Origin of the sequence: Paenibacillus plantarum (assembly GCF_013141695.1) — a bacterium.
GTDB lineage: Bacteria > Bacillota > Bacilli > Paenibacillales > NBRC-103111 > Paenibacillus_E > Paenibacillus_E plantarum.
In genome coordinates, this window is the sequence record NZ_WHNY01000018.1 from 1 (window position 1) to 19,051 (window position 19,051).

Annotated in this window: 19 protein-coding genes and 8 tRNA genes; 24 read left to right on the forward strand and 3 right to left on the reverse strand. The window is 47.2% G+C overall.

The genetic code is table 11. The annotated features are described in order from the left end of the window. Window positions 1-29 precede the first annotated feature (29 nt). The 8 genes from GC096_RS05705 to GC096_RS05740 all read left to right on the forward strand — a co-directional run bounded on the left by GC096_RS05705 (window position 30) and on the right by GC096_RS05740 (window position 842). A tRNA-Ser gene (locus tag GC096_RS05705) sits at window positions 30-121 on the forward strand. Window positions 122-148: 27 nt separating this feature from the next. Then, window positions 149-225 (forward strand) — tRNA-Met (locus tag GC096_RS05710). Between the two features lie 19 nt (window positions 226-244). Further along, window positions 245-320 (forward strand) — tRNA-Val (locus GC096_RS05715). A gap of 10 nt (window positions 321-330) precedes the next feature. Then, window positions 331-406, forward strand: a tRNA-Thr gene (locus GC096_RS05720). A 27-nt stretch (window positions 407-433) separates the two neighbouring features. Then, window positions 434-510: transfer RNA gene (locus tag GC096_RS05725), tRNA-Asp, on the forward strand. A 43-nt stretch (window positions 511-553) separates the two neighbouring features. Beyond that, window positions 554-626: transfer RNA gene (locus GC096_RS05730), tRNA-Phe, on the forward strand. Window positions 627-671: 45 nt separating this feature from the next. Next, a tRNA-Tyr gene (locus GC096_RS05735) sits at window positions 672-753 on the forward strand. A gap of 16 nt (window positions 754-769) precedes the next feature. Further along, a tRNA-Lys gene (locus GC096_RS05740) sits at window positions 770-842 on the forward strand. Window positions 843-934: 92 nt separating this feature from the next. Here GC096_RS05740 and GC096_RS05745 read toward each other — a convergent pair. Genes GC096_RS05745 through GC096_RS05755 form a run of 3 tightly spaced genes read right to left on the reverse strand, consistent with a single transcriptional unit; the run spans window position 935 to window position 3,439 of the window. Further along, entirely contained in the window at window positions 935-1,234 is a 300-nt protein-coding gene (locus GC096_RS05745; protein ID WP_171629312.1) for an MTH1187 family thiamine-binding protein, read from the reverse strand. Between the two features lie 49 nt (window positions 1,235-1,283). Then, a complete protein-coding gene (locus GC096_RS05750; RefSeq protein WP_171629313.1) occupies window positions 1,284-2,846 on the reverse strand; it encodes a GMC family oxidoreductase in 1,563 nt (520 codons plus the stop codon). Next, entirely contained in the window at window positions 2,843-3,439 is a 597-nt protein-coding gene (locus tag GC096_RS05755; protein WP_171629314.1) for a gluconate 2-dehydrogenase subunit 3 family protein, read from the reverse strand. Before GC096_RS05755 ends, GC096_RS05750 begins: the two co-directional genes overlap by 4 nt. A gap of 267 nt (window positions 3,440-3,706) precedes the next feature. On the opposite strand from GC096_RS05755, the gene GC096_RS05760 reads away from it, so the two are divergent. The 16 genes from GC096_RS05760 (at window position 3,707) to hisJ (ending at window position 19,021) form a co-directional block, all read left to right on the forward strand. Beyond that, window positions 3,707-4,558, forward strand: coding sequence for an NlpC/P60 family protein (locus GC096_RS05760; protein WP_171629315.1), 852 nt, complete (start codon window positions 3,707-3,709; stop codon window positions 4,556-4,558). 131 nt (window positions 4,559-4,689) lie between these two features. Beyond that, a complete protein-coding gene (locus GC096_RS05765; protein WP_171629316.1) occupies window positions 4,690-5,805 on the forward strand; it encodes a PucR family transcriptional regulator in 1,116 nt (371 codons plus the stop codon). Window positions 5,806-5,920: 115 nt separating this feature from the next. Further along, window positions 5,921-7,051: an ABC transporter ATP-binding protein gene (locus GC096_RS05770; RefSeq protein WP_056611312.1), complete on the forward strand. Its 1,131-nt coding sequence runs from the start codon at window positions 5,921-5,923 to the stop codon at window positions 7,049-7,051. Between the two features lie 169 nt (window positions 7,052-7,220). Further along, entirely contained in the window at window positions 7,221-8,162 is a 942-nt protein-coding gene (gene hprK, locus GC096_RS05775) for an HPr(Ser) kinase/phosphatase (RefSeq protein WP_171629317.1), read from the forward strand. 37 nt (window positions 8,163-8,199) lie between these two features. After that, complete coding sequence (lgt, locus tag GC096_RS05780) at window positions 8,200-9,174, forward strand: prolipoprotein diacylglyceryl transferase (RefSeq protein WP_171629318.1); 975 nt, start codon at window positions 8,200-8,202, stop codon at window positions 9,172-9,174. After that, complete coding sequence (gene ppaX, locus GC096_RS05785) at window positions 9,152-9,811, forward strand: pyrophosphatase PpaX (protein WP_171629319.1); 660 nt, start codon at window positions 9,152-9,154, stop codon at window positions 9,809-9,811. The genes lgt and ppaX overlap by 23 nt, the downstream gene beginning before the upstream one ends. Continuing rightward, complete coding sequence (locus GC096_RS05790) at window positions 9,808-10,296, forward strand: acyltransferase (protein ID WP_171629320.1); 489 nt, start codon at window positions 9,808-9,810, stop codon at window positions 10,294-10,296. The genes ppaX and GC096_RS05790 overlap by 4 nt, the downstream gene beginning before the upstream one ends. A 186-nt stretch (window positions 10,297-10,482) precedes the next feature. Then, complete coding sequence (locus tag GC096_RS05795; protein WP_312886199.1) at window positions 10,483-11,613, forward strand: peptidoglycan-binding domain-containing protein; 1,131 nt, start codon at window positions 10,483-10,485, stop codon at window positions 11,611-11,613. Between the two features lie 743 nt (window positions 11,614-12,356). Further along, window positions 12,357-13,535 carry an ATP phosphoribosyltransferase regulatory subunit gene (locus tag GC096_RS05800; protein ID WP_171629321.1) on the forward strand — a complete coding sequence of 393 codons (1,179 nt, stop codon included), beginning with the start codon at window positions 12,357-12,359 and terminating at the stop codon, window positions 13,533-13,535. A 42-nt stretch (window positions 13,536-13,577) separates the two neighbouring features. Then, window positions 13,578-14,213 (forward strand): ATP phosphoribosyltransferase, encoded by a 636-nt coding sequence (hisG, locus tag GC096_RS05805; protein ID WP_171629322.1) that lies wholly within the window; start codon window positions 13,578-13,580, stop codon window positions 14,211-14,213. A 32-nt stretch (window positions 14,214-14,245) separates the two neighbouring features. Continuing rightward, window positions 14,246-15,532 (forward strand): histidinol dehydrogenase, encoded by a 1,287-nt coding sequence (hisD, locus tag GC096_RS05810; RefSeq protein ID WP_171629365.1) that lies wholly within the window; start codon window positions 14,246-14,248, stop codon window positions 15,530-15,532. Next, entirely contained in the window at window positions 15,533-16,141 is a 609-nt protein-coding gene (hisB, locus tag GC096_RS05815; protein ID WP_171629323.1) for an imidazoleglycerol-phosphate dehydratase HisB, read from the forward strand. Window positions 16,142-16,143: 2 nt separating this feature from the next. Continuing rightward, the gene (hisH, locus tag GC096_RS05820) at window positions 16,144-16,749 is read left to right on the forward strand and encodes an imidazole glycerol phosphate synthase subunit HisH (protein ID WP_171629324.1); all 606 of its coding nucleotides are present in this window, start codon (window positions 16,144-16,146) and stop codon (window positions 16,747-16,749) included. A 30-nt stretch (window positions 16,750-16,779) separates the two neighbouring features. After that, window positions 16,780-17,538, forward strand: coding sequence for an imidazole glycerol phosphate synthase subunit HisF (gene hisF, locus GC096_RS05825; protein ID WP_056611288.1), 759 nt, complete (start codon window positions 16,780-16,782; stop codon window positions 17,536-17,538). Then, a complete protein-coding gene (gene hisIE / locus GC096_RS05830; RefSeq protein ID WP_171629325.1) occupies window positions 17,535-18,188 on the forward strand; it encodes a bifunctional phosphoribosyl-AMP cyclohydrolase/phosphoribosyl-ATP diphosphatase HisIE in 654 nt (217 codons plus the stop codon). The genes hisF and hisIE overlap by 4 nt, the downstream gene beginning before the upstream one ends. 26 nt (window positions 18,189-18,214) lie before the next feature. Further along, window positions 18,215-19,021: a histidinol-phosphatase HisJ gene (gene hisJ, locus GC096_RS05835; protein WP_171629326.1), complete on the forward strand. Its 807-nt coding sequence runs from the start codon at window positions 18,215-18,217 to the stop codon at window positions 19,019-19,021. Window positions 19,022-19,051 lie beyond the last annotated feature (30 nt).

The following is a 19,051-nucleotide window of genomic DNA, read 5'->3' on the forward strand; positions in this document are numbered from 1 at the left end:
ATACTATTCCTGAATCGTATATATATCTTGGAGAGATACCCAAGTGGCTATAAGGGGATCCTCTGCTAAGGGATTAGACTGCGTAAGCGGTGCGAGGGTTCGAATCCCTCTCTCTCCGCCAGTTCCAAATATATATACACTTTTATGTGGCGGCGTAGCTCAGCTGGCTAGAGCGTACGGTTCATACCCGTAAGGTCGGGGGTTCGAGCCCCTCTGCCGCTACCATAAAAACCAAACACCAGATGGAGGCTTAGCTCAGCTGGGAGAGCATCTGCCTTACAAGCAGAGGGTCGGCGGTTCGATCCCGTCAGCCTCCACCATTATCTTTACGCCGTTGTAGCTCAACTGGTAGAGCAACTGACTTGTAATCAGTAGGTTGGGGGTTCAAGTCCTCTCGACGGCACCATTTTTATGGTAAGACCTTTTGTAGCATGGAGCTGTGGTGTAGTGGCCTAACATGCCTGCCTGTCACGCAGGAGACCGCGGGTTCGAATCCCGTCAGCTCCGCCATTTCTTTTACAATTAATGTAGGACATGCTATAAATAATCATTTGGCTTTGTAGCTCAGTCGGTAGAGCAGAGGACTGAAAATCCTCGTGTCGGCGGTTCGATTCCGTCCAAAGCCATTGAGATGGTTGTATTGCCAAAGCAATACGGTTATCTCGCAATCCGGAGGCTTAGTGAAGTGGCTAAACACGGCAGACTGTAAATCTGCTCTCTTCGAGTTCGGTGGTTCGAATCCATCAGCCTCCATTTTCCTTTCACCTACGAGTCATTAGCTCAGTTGGTAGAGCACCTGACTTTTAATCAGGGTGTCGTAGGTTCGAATCCTACATGACTCACTTTTATAAGTAAACGTACAAGACCGTAGGGTCTTTTTTTGTTTCCATTATATATAGAAAAAGCATCCTGCTATAGGATGCTTTTTTGCTGTTCAGAGCTTGTCAGCGACGGACTGCATTTTTTGTTCCATGGAGGCGTGCTTGTCGCGGCGATCATCGATTTTGATGGACGTGGAAACACGCGCAGCTCCATGCAAGAAGGGAACCTCGTGGACGGCACGGATGACCTCGAGTAGACGATCTAATGGGCCCTCCAGGATGGTGCCCATGGGGGTCATTTGAAAGCGGACATCGGCATGTCGCTCTAATTCTTTATGGAGGTCAGCGACATAGCCGCTCAGGCTGGTTGTGGCTGTTCCGATGGGGATGATGGTGAATTCAACAATAGCCATAGGGATCACAGGCTCCTTCCTTTCGTGTACTTGCTGTTAAGGATAACAATCAGGAGCTTGCGAGGTCAATGATATAATCAGCAGTTCTTGCTGCTAAGGCCATTACGGTAAGCGTAGGATTGCCTCCACTAGATGTGACGAATAGGCTAGCATCGCAAATGAAAAGGTTCGGGATGTCATGACTTTGACCGTACGAGTTCACCACGGATGATGCGGGGTCATTGCCCATCCGGCAACCTCCCATCAGATGTTGTGTATCTGGCACGACATAGGAGATCTTTCCGCCTGCAGCGCGGAGGATCAACTTCATATTGTCAACAGCATGATCTAGGAGCTTGAGATCGTTATCGCAGTAATTAAAGGCTAAGGAAGCCATGGGCATGCCATATTCATCTTTTTCATCAGATAACGCAACGTGATTGTTCCAGTTGGGAAGGACCTCTCCGACCATTTTGAGACGACCATAGAAGTTGTAATCCTGCATAGCTTGTCTGAAGGACGAGCCCCATAAAGGCGCCTCCGTGGCCTTGCGAAAGCCTTCTGCCATCTCTATAGGCCGAGAGCCGTGAGCGTGTATGGTATACCCACGGACAAAGCCTCTACGTGGATCTGTCTCATAGAAATCTTGGGTAGATGCCAACACGGGTGTTCCTTTGTACAATCGGACTTCCTCTTCAAACTTGGCATAAACGTCGTTACTGCTATGCGTCATTATTGCCTTGCCTACCCATCCGCTGGAGTTGGCTAATCCATCAGGGAACAGTGGTGTGGCGGAGTGGAGTAGCAAACGAGGTGTTTCCACCACATGTGCACAGAGGATAACAGTTTTGGCACGTTGCCGATAGGTTATGCCTTCGTGGACGAACAGAACCCCGCAAGCATGTCCGTAGTCATTTACTTCGATTTGAGTGACTCTGCAATCTGCGAGAATTTCGGCGCCTGCCTGAACTGCTTTAGGAATGTGCACGATTAATGTGCTAAATTTCGCATTGGGCATGCAACCTTGCAGGCAGAACCCACGATTGGTGCAAGCAGAGCGGCCGTCTAACGGGTTAGAAAGGATAGCTAATGGTGTAGGTGCGGATTGAATACCAAGGGATTTGCAGCCTTTGTGAAATAAGACAGCATTAGGGCTAAGCGAATCCAGTTCTGGAAAGGGATATGGACCCTGAAAATTTCCCCAAGGGAAATGCTTAGGGCCGGAAACGGAGATTTCTTTTTCGATACGCGAGTAATAGGGTTCCAAATCTTTGTAATGAATAGGCCAATCTTCGCCAACGCCATCAATAGCCTTCGTTTTGAAATCAGACTCATGAAATCGCAGAAATACCCCCGTAAAGTTCTGGGTGCCGCCGCCAATCCCTTTTCCAGATTGATGCTTTCCTGTAACGAATGGCTCGGCTGCGTCAACAACACGCGTATCCTCCCAAGCTAGGTGTTTCATACTCAATTCATCACTTGCAAAATCCTTCTCAGGATCGCGCCACGGCCCCGCATCTAGCACAACTACACCTAGCCCGGCTTCACTGAGTTCTTTGGCTAGAACGCCTCCAGCAGCACCTGCGCCTACAATGAGAATATCCACGATTTCATTTTCATTTCGCCACTTCATGATCGTTTCGCAGCCTCCCAGGATTCGAGTTGATCAGGACTAGCAAGGGTATATCCGCGAGGATAGGCAGGTCCGCCAAACCCAATTTCCGACCAAACTAAAGGATGAGCATAGTAGGCTTCTACGCAGAGTTGAAGAAGTTTTTGAAATAAGATTTTTTGAAGAATGCCTTCCCAATTTTTCGTAGGTGGATAGTTATCGTTGCTAATTTGAATCATAATGCTCCGTTGGTTCGACTCATCTAATTGAAAGAAAGGCTGACTATTTGCGAGCCATCCTGTTTCATCAATTGCTTTGAGACCTTGACGTAAAAGAAGTCGAACGGGAGGTGTGCTCACTTTCCGATGTCCTTCACCTTTATTTTCAGATAATACCTGATCGATATGGTTAATGACGTATTGAATGATTTCTCCGCGATGATCGTCCATAAGCAGTGAACACCAAGCACGAAGCGTTTCTGCCTCAACTACGGTTACATATCCGTATGCGTGTTCACGAATAAGTCGAGCATTCACTATCGATCTCGTATGTACATCCCATTTCGTACTTTCTTCCATAACATCAAAGGTTGGATATTGATTGTGATCTTTCATGCTTGTCACCTCCATAGCTAACGAGAATAAAAACCAAAAAGTGCTACTACAATTATTTCCAAATCCATGAAGAATATGAGGATGACACCTACGAAGTTGTATTTATAAAGAAATGAAACAATTGGCATCATTGCCAATGTCATGGTTGTTAGGAAATATTTTAGGAATGAAAGTCTTTTCATTACCATGGTAATCTTGTACTAGTAAAGAGAGAAGTTTTCCATATTACCCAACTCACCCAAGAGAGCACGTACAGGAGGAAATACAATGTTAAAGAGTCTTGCACACCGCACGCTAGGAATAACTGCTGCGATCACGATCGCATTATCAGCAACAACTGCTGTTTCCGCATATGCCGCAAATGATGATATGGATGCCGTTTCTTTGGCCAAAAAAATGGTTGGCGTAGATTACTCCAAAAGTGATGAAACACCATCCGCAGGGTTTGATTCATCTGGACTGATTTATTATGTCTATGAAACGTTAAATTACACCGTACCTAGAACTTTAGCGGATCAATTCAACATGAAATCGACAAAAATCACAAAAATAGATAAAGCTGAGCCAGGTGACGTCTTGTTCTTTGGTAGTGGTACAAAGCCAACGTTTGCTGGGATCTATGTAGGCCAAGGTAAAATGGTCATGGCATCCCAGAGCAAAGACGAAGTCGTCACTCGCAATGTAAGTGAGCTTAAGGGCAGCTTCATTGGCGGAAGAAGCATTCTTTCAGCGAAGGATCGTTTGAAAGCCGAGTTGATTCTAACCGCTCAGAAATATCTTGGTACTCCCTACGTATTTGGTGCAAAATATGGTCAAACCAAAACAATGGATTGTTCCTCTTTTACAAAAACGGTGTTTGCTGCTTATGGAGTTACACTGCCACGTGTTTCTCGCGACCAAGCTAAGGAAGGCACTTTCGTTAGTAAAAGCAATTTACAAACCGGAGACTTGGTCTTCTTCACAACGGTGGATTCCGGTAAGAATATTGGACATGTTGGTATTTATGTAGGTAACGGCATGATGATTCATACGTATGGTGAGGGTGGCGTGAAATTTACATCTATCAATAAAGAATGGTGGGCTGATCACTACGTAACGGCTCGCCGCGTAATTAAATAATGCTTTTACTTAAGGACCTTCTTGCCAATTCTGGCAGGAGGGTTCCTTTCGATTCACAAGAATAGGCAGACATATGGTACAATAGCGAGATAAATATAGAAGATGCTATAGGCAATAAGGAGTGAGGGCAGATGATTTGGGAGCATGTCAAGGAGCGATTGGAAGCGGTTTTACAGTCGCCAATACAGATAAGCCTGATACCGGATTCCGAATGGCACCAGCTTGTGGAGGATCAGGGAGAGCACCAAGAAGGATTGAGTCGTAGTGTAATCCGGGGAGAGGAAGTTCTTTTCTTCATTTCACAGGATTATAAAGAAGTTCGTGTCCTAAAGATAAATGGGAGTAAGTTGTCTATTTCAGAACGCAAACTCGTCGAACTTACGATCGAATCTAAGCAAACTGTAGAGAAGAAGCAATTCGGCTCCTATCTGTCGGAAGATGAAAGGAAGTCGAACCAATTAAGAGATTGGCTGCTGCAGCAAATGGAACGCGGTACTGGCCACGCAGAGCTTCCTGATGCGCTTGCTTCACAGTCATCGTTGTATTCAACCAAAATTCCTCTCTTGTTGTATGGGGACTATCCTCAGAACCAGCGTGTATCCTATACGGAGCTTAAGAAGTTGTTGGAATCTTTTTTTGAAGCGGAGATTATTCTGATTCCTTTACTGGAAAAAGAGTGGTTAATCCTAGCACCAGAGGTCCTTATTACTAGCGGAAGTGAAGATCGCGATGGGGACGAGGAAGAAAGTGTTGAGCAAACCCTTGACGCACTTGGCTCAGGCTTATATGAGATGTTAGCAAATGAGTGGGTAGGCGAATGCCATCTTGCCATTGATTTCCCTGTGAAACCGGCGAAGTCTATGTTTGCTACCGTGCTTAAGCTGCGCGAGACTATTATGCTGGGCCGATCCTTCCATGTAGGCAGCTTTATTCATTTACGTTGGGAGCTTCGTCTTGAGAAGCTGTTGCACCTTATAGAGGAAGAGGAAAAGACAGATTTCCTAGAGCAGGTGCTCCGCGGCACGGATCATGTGCTGGATAGCGAGACGGTAACGACGCTGGAGCATTTCTTTACACTAGACTGTAATGTTAGTGAAACCGCGAAGAAGCTTTATATTCATCGTAATACCCTGCTTTATCGGTTGGACAAGTTCAAGAACGAGACAGGACTGGATGTTAGAACGTTTAATCATGCGGTTTTGGTACGTCTGGCCTTGCTATTGTACAAAGTAACGAAAAGAAAGTGATTTTTTTGTAGGGATTGTGCATAGTCAGTCCGCCGTTCGTAGGGTAAGATGTGTATATAGAAATGTTGAAGATAAATAAAGCATTTGAACGATAAATTGTAGGGGGAATGAAATCATGGCAGGCGTACGTTTAAATCATATCGTTAAAAGATATTCTGGTGCAGAAGAATCAACAGTTAAAGATTTCCATCTTGAAGTTGCTGACAAAGAGTTCGTAGTTCTTGTTGGTGCATCCGGTTGCGGAAAATCCACAACTCTTCGTATGATCGCAGGTTTAGAGGAAATCACTGAAGGTGAACTTTACATCGGAGACCGCCTTGTAAATGACGTAGCTCCAAAAGATCGCGATATCGCGATGGTATTCCAATCCTACGCTCTTTATCCGCATATGACTGTTTATCAAAACATGGCATTCGGATTGAAACTTCGTAAATTCAAAAAAGCTGATATCGATGCTCGCGTTCGCGAAGCAGCGAAAATTCTAGATATCGTTCACTTACTTGATCGTAAGCCAAAAGCTCTTTCCGGTGGTCAACGTCAACGTGTTGCCTTGGGTCGTGCGATCGTTCGTGAGCCACAAGTATTCTTAATGGATGAGCCGCTTTCCAACTTGGATGCGAAACTTCGTGTACAAATGCGTGCGGAAATCACAAAACTTACAAAACGTCTTGGTGTTACAACGATCTACGTAACGCATGACCAAATCGAAGCAATGACAATGGGCGATCGTATCGTTGTTATGGATAAAGGTATTATTCAACAAGCTGCTACACCAGAAGAAATCTACAACTTCCCAGTGAACATGTTCGTTGCTGGTTTCATTGGATCCCCATCCATGAACTTCATGTCCGGAACATTGGCATCTGAAGGCGGCGGTGTATTCTTCAAAGCAGGTACTGTCAACGTTGAAGTTCCAGCTGGTAAAGCACAAGTTCTTAAAGACAAAGGATTCGTTGGCAAAGAAGTGATTCTGGGAGTTCGTCCAGAAGATATTCACGAAGAGCCAGTATTCTTGGAAGCTTCCCCGAAAACAGTATTCAACGTTAACGTTGAATTGACTGAGAACTTGGGTCACGAAATGTACTTGTACTTGAACGGTATCGGCGCTAACACAGTAATCGCTCGTGTTGACGGTCGTTCCGGAATCAAAGAAGGTACTAACGTTAAATTGGCACTAGACATGAACAAAGTTCATTTCTTCGATAAAGAATCAACACTTTCCATCTTGGTTAACCCAAACCTATAGGATTGTACTGAAAGGCCAGCCGTTATCGGCTGGTTTTTTTGTTTATTTCTAGGTTCATGAACACAGTAGTTGATTTCAATTCGGTATTCCATTACGATGAAACTATTGGAAGCCTGCGTGCAACAAGGGACGCATATGGTACATAAGCAAATTCGGAGGAGTTAGGACAATGGCCAAAAAGGTAAAGGTTTCCGAAATGATGGAACAGCTACATATGGAAGTGTTAGCAGGAGAGGGTGGACTTAAGCGTCCGATTACGACTGGTGACTTGTATCGCCCTGGTCTTGAAATGGCGGGATATTTCAATTACCATCCCAAAGAGCGAATTCAAATGCTTGGTAAAACAGAGATTACGTTTATAGAGATGTTGACGACTGGTGTTCGGAGAAATCGGGTGGAACAGCTCTGTGCCCCTGAGGAAACGCCGTGTATTATTGTAACGCGAGGACTGGACGTTCCCATTGAATTGCTCGAGGAGGCGACTAAGCGTGATCTGCCAGTGCTGAGAACGCAACTGTCAACGACGATTTTTGCAAGCCGATTGACTGGTTTTCTTGAAAATAAGCTTGCGCCCAGCACGACGATCCATGGTGTACTTGTTGATGTCTATGGGGTAGGTATGTTAATTACCGGCAGCAGTGGGATCGGGAAGAGTGAAACAGCGCTTGAGCTTGTGAAACGAGGGCATCGACTAATTGCGGATGATGCGGTTGAAATTAGGCAAAATGGCGATAAAGTATTAACGGGTAATGCCCCAGAGTTGATTCGTCATTTACTTGAGATCCGTGGCGTAGGTATCATTAATGTCATGACACTATTCGGCGCAGGCGCGATTCGTAATGTGAAGAAGATTTCGGTTGTTGTGAAATTGGAGAATTGGCAGCAAGAGAAGCAATATGATCGTTTGGGCTTAGATGAGGAACTAACGCGGATTATCGATACGGATCTGCCGCTAGTTACGATACCTGTAAGACCGGGCCGAAACTTAGCCGTCATCGTTGAGGTTGCTGCGATGAATTATCGCTTAAAGCGTATGGGTTATAACGCGGCGCTGCAGTTTACGAATAAGCTGACGGAATCGTTGAACGAAGATTTTGAGGATTTTGATTGAGAGAGAGCGTAAGCTCACCAAATAAAGGAGTGGAACTATGTTAGAAAGTATTGCGTTCTCCTTAGGGCCGATTCATGTAAGGTGGTATGGCATTATTTTGGGAACAGCCGCATTAATCGGTTTAATGTTGGCAATCAGGGAAGGGAAACGATTCAAAATCGTACCTGACTTCTTCATGGATTTATTGTTAATTGGGGTTCCATCTGCCATTATTGGGGCTAGAATTTATTATGTAGCTTTCCAATGGGCTGATTATAAGGATAATTTATGGGAAGTATTCATGATATGGCACGGCGGGATTGCAATTTATGGCGCTCTGATCGGGGCTATTATCGGTACTTCATTCTATATTCGGGCCAAAGGATACAACTTCTTTCGAATTGCGGATATCCTTGCGCCAGGTCTAATTGTTGGACAAGCAATCGGTCGTTGGGGCAATTTCATGAATCAGGAAGCTCATGGCGGTCCGGTAGAAGAGTCGTTTTTGAGAGATACCTTGCATTTACCGAATTTTATCGTGAATCAAATGAATATCGAGGGAACATTCTACCACCCTGCATTTCTCTATGAATCATTATGGAGCTTTGTAGGTCTGCTGATCTTGTTCTGGCTTCGTCGCAGGCCGTTTTTGCGGGCAGGGGAGCTATTTCTAAGTTATTTCATCTGGTATTCGATCGGTCGTTTCTTTATTGAAGGGATTCGCACTGACAGCCTAGACATCACGGGACCGGGTTGGTTGGCTTCACTAATGAATGCGTTATGGTCACCTATGAAAATCGTGTTTGAACCAGGCGTACTGACATATGGAGGGAATATTCGATTCTCCCAACTGCTTGCCTTACTAATTGTCATTGCGGCCGTGATCATGATCATTATTAGAAGAAAAAAAGGCTATTCCAATGAACATTACTCGGATCCAATTGTATCTAAGCTAGCGATTGATAAAAACAAAGTAGTCAATGAAGAAGAGACAGATAAAGGAGTCAACTATGATTCAAACCGTACTATTTGATTTGGATGGCACGATTGTCGACACGAATGAGTTAATTGTACAATCGTTCTTGCATAGCTTGGAAGGCGAAACAGCAGAACCTATTAGTCGGGAGCTAATTATTCCCAATATGGGGCGCCCGCTAGTGGAGCAAATGGAGTTTTTTACAGGGAAGAAAGAAGTTGAAGCACTGATTACTAAGTATCGTACATTCAACCTTGCTAAACATGACGAGCTTGTGCAGGAGTTCCCGAACGTGCGTACGGTAATGGCTAAGCTTCACGAAAATGGTATCAAAATCGGTATCGTGACGAGCAAAATCAGGCTTACCACGTTGATGGGACTTAAACTCTGTGGGTTAGACGCTTACGTCAGCGCGATTGTGACAGTGGATGATGTAAAAGAACCAAAGCCGAGTCCTGAGGGTATCTTTGCAGCGCTGAAAGAGCTTGGCAGCTCGGCTGAAGAAGCGATGATGGTAGGCGATAGTCATTATGATATTGAGGCTGCTCAAAATGCTGGAGTTACTTCTGTTGGCGTATCTTGGTCCTGGAAGGGGCGCTCTTATTTAGAGCAGTACAACCCGGATCATATCGTCGATGATATGTTTGACCTGTTGCCGCTAGTTGGGATATCGTCGGAAGTGAAGGTTGATTGAGGCAGACAGAGAAGTATCCCGTAGATGGCCCAAATGCGCTATGGCAAATTTACCAAACGGTGAGTAAGTGGAAGGCCATGCGAAATTTCGTTTGGATTCAAATCACCCGTTATTCACCATCGTTGCGGTTGAAAAACTGGATCTATCGTCGTGTTCTTGGCATGACGGTTGGTGAGCACTCGGCATTTGCCTTGATGGTGATGGTGGATGTGTTTTTCCCAGAGAGGATCTACATTGGGAGTAATACAATTATTGGCTATAACACGACAATCTTGGCGCATGAGTATTTAACGAAGGAATATCGCTTAGGTGATGTTCGTATTGGATCTCATGTGATGGTTGGGGCTAATACGACAATTCTGCCAGGTGTGACGATTGGTGATTATGCGATTATTGGCGCTGGTTCTGTCGTTCATAAGGATGTAGCCCCGAATAGCTTCGTGGCAGGTAATCCGATGCAGGTAATTCGGTCGGGCAGTGCTTAGTATAAGAAATATACATAAATGGACTTAACATCGTTGTGATGTTGGGTCCATTTTTTGTTGTGGAGAAGAAAACACAGCATTCAAATTATGCGATTATAGAATCTTTCGAAAACGACTAATAAAAGTGACAGATTGGGAATAGTAAAGACGCAGTAAAATTATAGGTTAAGGGAAGGTGTCGATGAAGTGCAGCATTGGAATCGTAGTAAAGACGCAAAAGTGAAAAAAGGAAACTTTGGATGGTCGATAGGAAAGCATGTAGGAGTAGTAATACTAGCCTTTATGCTGATATTATCTTTGCCAACCACGAGCTTGGCTGTAGGCAAGGAAGCGAACGGACCCGATGTGTTCGTTATCCAAGGGATGCTGAAATCACTGGGGAGCTATTCTGGTGATATTAATGGTTACTACGATAATGCGACTGTGCAAGGTGTAAAGTATTTTCAGAAAAAACACGGGCTGCCGATAACTGGCGCCGTTGATAGCCGCACGCTCGAGTCAATTACTTATAGCTATATGAAGCTTAAGGGTGTTGGACAGGGGCAAGGCGGCGGTAAAGGCGGAGGCAAAGGCCAAGGTGGCGGTGGAGGCACTGGCGGAGGCAAAGGCCAAGGCGGCGGTGAAGGCACTGGCGGAGGCAAAGGTCAAGGCGGCGGTGAAGGCACTGGCGGAGGCAAAGGTCAAGGCGGCGGTGAAGGTACTGGCGGAGGCAAGGGTCAAGGCAGCGGTGAAGGCACCGGCGGAGGCAAAGGTCAAGGCGGCGGTGAAGGCACCGGCGGAGGCAAAGGTCAAGGCGGCGGTGGAGGCACTGGCGGAGGCAAGGGCCAAGGCAGCGGTAACGGCACTGGCGGAGGCGGAGGCCAAGGCGGCGGTGGAGGCACCGGCGGAGGCAAGGGTCAAGGCAGCGGTAACGGCACTGGCGGAGGCACCGGGGGAGGCAAGGGTCAAGGTGGCGGTAACGGAGGAGGCCAAGGTCAAGGGCCGAGTGCGACACAAGCACCAGGACCTAATGGTGGCATGAAGCAAGTACCAAATGGCGGTCAAACACCAGCACCGAACGGTGGAGCAAAACCAGCTCCATATGGCAACGGAAATGGAAATGGTAACGGGCAAAACGGACAAGCACCGAATGGCAACGGCAATGGTAACGGGCAAAACGGACAAGCGCCAAATGGCAACGGTAACGGACAATTGCAGTCCCCGAATGGAAATGGCAATGGCAATGGCTTTAATGGAAATAAAGCGCCAAATGGTGGTCAACCACAGGCACCTAATGGTGGGGGTAAAACTCCGAACGGACCTGTAGAGGAAGACTAATCTAGATGTATCTTGAAGAGGGCATGCTGCCGCGGCAGCATGCCTTTTTCTATTGCCCGGCGCCTCAATGCGCACCAAGAATTCGTATGCATTGTGTAAATAGTGAAGACTCCAACCTAAGCAGTCGTATAACTGGATTTTATACATCTAAATGGGCAGGATTTCGTCGGTAAAAGCAAATAGATGGATTTTCTGCTGTTAATTTCATCCAATTGAGCTCGATGAGCTACTTTCGACGAAAATAGATGTATAAAATCCATCTAGTCGTTGAAAAGCGTAGATTTGCCTCAAATTAACTGGAGGTTTTCCAGTTAGTTAGGGGGTCGTTATCGTCAGCATTACGCTTACGTCTTCAATGGCATTGCATCTGTGATTGTTGAGCGGCTGTGAGTCAGGTTTGACCGCCGACATGCGTCAGAGCCCCAATGCGCATCAAGAATCCGTACAGGTGGTGGAGGTAAGGGGACTACTACTTTACAATATAAAAAGCGGGAATATCCAAAATGTTATAGCAAAAAGCAGTGAATAAAGGCTTCTCCGTATACAGTTGACGGCGTGTGGGTTTATATGCCATTCTTAAAGTTCTGAACAAGGCGTAGACGATTGACGGTCCTAAAGATACGTGTTAAAATAGCCGTACATTCTTTATTTTGGTAGTATGGTAGCACGTTAACGCACTAAAGGAACTGATAAACAATAAAATGAGAATAACTGATTATACTCCTACTTATAGAGGTGAGACGGTGTCGAAGCCAAAAGTATTTGAAAAACCGTTAGGCGCGAAAGATTATTTGCCTGATGCGGTTACGAAACTCAGAAATATAGAATTCCGTGTATTGGCCTGTATGGAACGCTGGGGCTACAACCAGATTATTACACCTACACTTGAATATTACGATACAGTTGGTGTAGCAAGCTCGACAGAGGATAAGAAGCTGTTCAAGCTGCTTGACCGCAAAGGGAAAACACTCGTGCTGCGTTCGGAGTTAACAGCTCCAATCGCTCGAGTAGCTTCCTCGCTTTTAAAGGAACAGGAGTTTCCACTTCGTCTTTCTTATCATTCGAATGTTTTTCGTTCGATTGAAGAAGAAGCGGGTAGAGATTCAGAGTTCTATCAAACTGGCGTTGAGTTGATCGGTGATGCTACATCGGAAGCGGATGCCGAAGTTGTGGCGCTAGCGATTGCATCTTTGCAAGCTGCTGGCGTTGAGAAGTTTAAGATTGCGCTTGGTCACGTTGGTTTTCTGAATGGATTATTCCAAGAAACATTGGACGGACGCACCGATGCGCAGCTTTCCTTGAAAGAGCATTTACTCGGCCGTGATTACGTCGGATACCGGGAAGCGATTAAGACGCTTTCTCTGGCGCCTGATGTTGAGCGTGAGCTGAACGGAGTCCTAAGGCTTCGTGGCGGCGATGAAATCTGCGAGCAAGCTCGTATGGTTTCCCAGCATCCAATCGCACAGGACGCGATCCGACACCTATGCGAAGTATGGGATGTGCTGAAAGCTTACGGTGTTAGCGAGCACGTGGTAATTGATTTAACGATGATTGGGGATTTCTCCTACTATACAGGCATGACGTTTGAAGGCTACGCTGCTGAACTAGGTTTCCCTGTCTGCAGTGGAGGCCGCTACGATAATTTATTGAGTCAGTTTGGGCGTCCAGCTCCAGCTACTGGGTTTGCGTTGAAAACGAATCGCATCCTTGAAGTAACGGGTAAAGAGCAAGGGGAACAACCGGTTCGCGTGCTTATCGCCTACGATGCGGAGCATCGTGAGGAAGCGTTGAAGCAAGCGAAGCAAATGCGGAGCGATGAAATTAATAATGTGAGCATCGTTATCACACAGCTGGTGACGAAGGAACAAAGCAAAGATTTGGACAGAGCGGGATACCAAGTAGTGAAGTTGATAACGGAATAACCTCTCAGCAAAGATGAGGGAAGTTTGGAGGAGGTTGGAACGGTGGATGACATTCTTAAAGTAGCGATGCCGAAAGGCCGTATCTATAAACAAGCAGCGAAGCTGTTTACGAAAGCGGGATTGCCCATTCCGGAGGATCTAGAAGAAGGGCGCCGTTTGATCATTCCTGTACCAGGGGCGAAGATGGAATTTATTTTAGCTAAACCGGTCGATGTTCCTACTTATGTTGAGTATGGCGTTGCGGATATTGGTGTTGTGGGCAAGGATGTTCTGATGGAAGAAAATCGGAATGTTTACGAATTGCTTGATCTAGGGATCGCACGGTGCCGCATGTCGGTGATTGGGCTGCCAGATTGGAAACAGGTAATCAACCCGCGTGTTGCGACCAAGTATCCGAATGTGGCTTCTCAGTATTTTCGGGAAAAAGGACAGCAAGTCGAAGTCATCAAGTTGAACGGATCTATCGAGCTGGCGCCCTTAATCGGACTAGCTGACCGCATCGTAGATATGGTAGAGACCGGCCAAACATTGAAGGAAAACGGTCTTGTCGAGCAAGAGGAAATCTTTCAAATCACGAGCCGCTTAATTGCGAATCGTGTGAGTTATCGGATGAAGAATGAATCCATCCAACGGTTATGTGATATGCTGCAGGACGTACTGCCGATAGTGAAGCTATAGCATTATTTAGTAAAGATGAGAGGAAGATGAAGATGCGGATTATGCCCGCCTCCGAATTTCAATTAAACCGCGAGGTCGAATACGGCTCACCCGAGCAAAATGAGTCCGTCCGCCGCATCATCGATGAGGTGCGGCAGGACGGAGATTCCGCGCTGCGCCGCCTAGCGCAGCAGTTCGACGGCGTACAAGTCGCTGAGCTTCGCGTCAGCGACGAAGAGATCCAAGCGGCGTACGCGCAAGTCGACGCCGCGTTCCTAGCGGCGCTGCGTCAAGCCGCCGCTAACATTCGTGCGTTTCATGAGAAGCAGAAACGCAATTCGTGGATGGACCTGCAGCCAGACGGCAGTCTGCTGGGCCAAATCATCCGACCGCTGAAGCGGGTCGGATTGTACGTGCCCGGCGGGAAGGCGGCGTACCCGTCTTCCGTGCTCATGAACGCCATCCCTGCGATCGTCGCAGGGGTGCCGGAGATCGCGATGGTGACGCCACCGTCCACCGCGGGAGAAGAAGGCATTAACCCGCATATCCTTGTGGCTGCAGCCGAAGCGGGTGTGAAAGAAATCTACCGCGTAGGCGGGGCGCAGGCGATTGCCGCGCTGGCCTACGGGACAGAATCGATCGCGCCGGTCGACAAAATCGTCGGCCCAGGCAACATCTACGTCGCACTGGCGAAGCGCTTCGTGTTCGGCGTCGTCGATATCGACATGATCGCCGGACCAACGGACATTGTCGTGCTCGCCGACGAGCACGCCGATCCTGAATACGTTGCGGCCGATTTGCTAGCGCAGGCCGAGCATGATGAGATGTCACCGTCGATACTGGTGACACCTTCCCCCGAGCTAGCCGAAGAGGTTCGGCTAGAGCTATGGCGGCAGCTGGATGTGCTGCCGAAGAAAGCCATTGCTGCCGTCTCGACAGCGACGAAAGGGGCGATCCTGCTTGTCGACTCACTCGACGAAGGCGTGGACGTCATCAACCGCTTGGCGCCGGAGCACTGTGAGCTGCTGGTGCAGGATCCTTTCACTTGGCTGCCACGTATTGAAAATGCCGGTGCCATTTTCCTAGGCGCGTATAGCACAGAGCCTGTCGGCGATTATTTCGCCGGCCCGAACCACGTGCTGCCGACGAATGGCACAGCCAGATTCTCATCGCCACTGAATGTGGACGATTTCCTCAAAAAATCAAGCGTCATTCACTATAGCAAGGAAGCGTTACTCGCGAACGGCGACATGATCATGACTTTGGCCCGGAATGAAGGCTTGGAAGGTCATGCGCGCGCGGTAGAGATCAGACTTAAAAAGGAAGGGAAGTTGACCTAGATGGCGGAACAGGATCAAGTAAGAGCTCGCTCAGCGAGTGTAGCCCGTAGGACGAATGAAACGGACATTAAACTTTCTTTTGAAGTAGACGGTACAGGAATTTCGGAACTCCAAACAGATGTTCCATTTCTGAATCATATGCTTGATTTGTTCACGAAACACGGTATCTTCAATCTGAAAGTGGACGCCAAAGGTGATATCGAAATCGATGATCATCACACAGTTGAAGATATCGGGATTTGTCTAGGTCAAACACTGCGCGAAGCGCTTGGTGACAAACGTGGAATCAAACGCTATGCGAGCGTATTCGTGCCGATGGACGAAGCTTTGGCTCAAGTTGTGATTGATATCAGCAATCGGCCGCATTTTGAGTACCGTGCCGAATACCCTACGGCAAATGTGGGTAGCTTTGAAACACAACTGGTAAAAGAGTTCCTTTGGAAATTTGCGCTAGAAGCTCGTATCACTTTGCATGTTATTGTACATTACGGTGAAAACACGCATCACATGATCGAAGGTGTGTTTAAAGCGTTGGGACGTGCGCTGGATGAAGCAACATCGATTGATCCTCGTGTGCAGGGGGTTCCTTCGACGAAGGGAGTGCTGTAGGCATGATCGCTATTATTGATTATGGAATGGGTAATTTACATAGTGTGAGCAAAGCTGTTGAGCGGCTCGGCTATGAAGCGGTTGTGACGGGAGATCCGGAACAAATTCTAGCAGCAGAAGGCGCGATCCTTCCTGGTGTAGGTGCGTTCGGGGATGCGATGGAGCATCTGCGTGAATCGGGCTTGGACGAGGTTGTGAAGCAGTATGCAGCGTCTGGCAAGCCATTGATCGGCATCTGCTTAGGCATGCAGTTGTTGTTCACTAGCAGTGAAGAACATGGTCAGCATGAGGGACTAGGGCTTCTGCCAGGGTCAGTCGTGCGTTTCCGCGGGGACTACAAAGTGCCGCACATGGGATGGAATCGACTCAGCTATAAGCAGAGTGAGAGTCCTATTTTCAAAGGCATAGAGGAAGGGTATGTGTATTTCGTACACTCCTACCATGTAAAGCCGGAGCGGGAAAGCGATCTGTTGGCAGTGACCGACTACTATCAACCTGTAACGGCGATTGTAGGTCGTGATAATGTCTACGGCATGCAGTTCCACCCCGAGAAAAGCGGAGATAACGGTATGCAGCTGTTGGGCAATTTTTTAACCCTATGTAAATAAGGTGGGTATAGTCTCAAGGAGGTGCTGAGCATGTTAGCCAAAAGAATTATCCCTTGCCTCGACGTCAAGGATGGCCGAGTGGTGAAAGGCGTAAATTTCGTGAATTTACGTGATGCCGGTGATCCCGTAGAGCTTGCGGCGATTTATGATAAAGAAGGTGCGGATGAGCTCGTGTTTCTCGACATTTCCGCTTCCGTTGAAGGGCGCGCGACGATGGTCGAGGTGGTCCGTCAAACGGCTGGCGAGATTACGATCCCGTTCACGGTTGGCGGAGGCATTTCTAGTGTCGATGATATGAAACGTCTCTTACGTGCAGGTGCGGACAAGATCGGAATCAACACAGCAGCGGTGCTTAATCCGCAGCTCGTATCCGATGGTGCACGGAAGTTCGGTTCCCAGTGTATTGTGGTAGCCATTGATGCGAAGTTCAATCCCGAGTGGGGCGAGTGGGAAGTGTATACCCATGGTGGACGCAAACCGACAGGCATTAAGACACTGGAATGGGCGAAGCGGGTAGAAGAGCTAGGTGCAGGCGAAATTTTGCTGACGAGCATGGATGCAGACGGGACGAAGGACGGCTTCGATTTGAAACTGACACGTGCGGTATCCGAGCTGCTGACGATTCCTGTGATTGCTTCTGGCGGAGCGGGAAAAGCGGAGCATTTCTACGATGTATTCACCGAAGGTAAGGCTGATGCAGGGTTGGCGGCAACGATTTTTCACTATAAAGAATTAACGATAGACGGGGTCAAGGCTGACCTGAAAGGTAAAGGGGTTGAAATTCGATGACATTTTCAGTAGATCAAATTAAATATGACGCGCAGGGGCTTGTACCTGCCATCGTGCAAGATGCGGTAAGTAAAGAAGTTCTTATGCTGGCTTACATGAACAGTGAGTCCTTGCAGCGCACGATTCAAACGGGTGACACTTGGTTCTGGAGCCGTTCACGTGAAGAGCTTTGGAATAAAGGGGCAACTTCCGGTCATACGCAAAAGGTCAAAGCACTTCGCTACGACTGTGATGCGGATACGCTATTGGTTCTAGTTGAACAAGTAGGACCTGCTTGTCACAATGGTTCGTACACATGCTTCACTTCGAACATCGCAGTGGAAGGTTCTATTGAGGAAGCTGCACCTGCTACTGGCGGCGACCGTTTCGCTATTTTAGCTGAACTAGAAGCAGTTATTGCTTCCCGTGACGCGGAGCGTCCGGAGGGCGCGTACACGACTTACCTTTTCGAAAAAGGGGTCGATAAAATCCTCAAAAAAGTGGGCGAAGAAACGGCAGAAGTAATTATTGCAGCTAAAAATAAAGACAATGAAGAGCTTCGCTATGAAGCGAGCGATCTTATTTTTCACTTAATGGTCCTTTTACGTAATAATAAATTGCCATTGGATGATATTATGAAAGAGCTGGCGAATCGTCACGTCAAAAAATAAAGTAAATGACCTGGAGTGAATTCACGATGTTGATTGATTATCATACACATCATGTGCGCTGCGGTCATGCCTCTGGGGAACTGGAGGAATACGTCAAACGCGGCATCGAGATCGGGCTTACCCAATTGGGGCTTTCTGATCATATGCCGCTTTTGCATGTCGACCCGCAAACGTATTGGCCAGAAATGGCGATGCCGATGGAGGAGCTTCCTCGTTATGTGGAAGAATGCCTGCATCTCAAGGAGAAGTATAAGGATCAGATCGATATTCGCGTGGGCCTAGAAGGCGATTATGTGGAAGGCTTTGAAAGTGAAATTGCTGCCATCATTAACGCCTACCCATGGGATTATGTGATCGGTTCGGTTCATTTTCTAGGCGAGTGGGATATTTCTGATTTTAGGCAGCTGGCAGGTTGGGAAGGAAAGGATATTTTTGAAGTTTATACCCAATACTACGAGGCAGTGAAGAAAGCAGTCCGAACCGGACTGTATGACTATATCGGTCATATCGATATGATCAAACGGTTTGGTTATGTGCCAGATCGCGATACATGGGAATTGGAGAAGGCCGCTTTGGATACCGTGAAGGAATGTGGCATGGCTATTGAATTAAATGCTTCCGGCCTGCGGCACCCTTGTAAAGAGATGTTCCCAAGCCGTCGTATGCTGGAATATTGCCATAAGGTGGGAATTCCAGTGACGCTCGGATCAGATGCGCATCAGCCGGAACGGTTGTCTCAGTATTTGGATGAGGCTAGAGAGCTGTTAAAAGCGATTGGATTTAACGAAATAGCCACATTTTCTGCTCGAAAACGACAACTTGTGACTTTTTAATTTCGACACGTATCATGTATAATGAGTAGG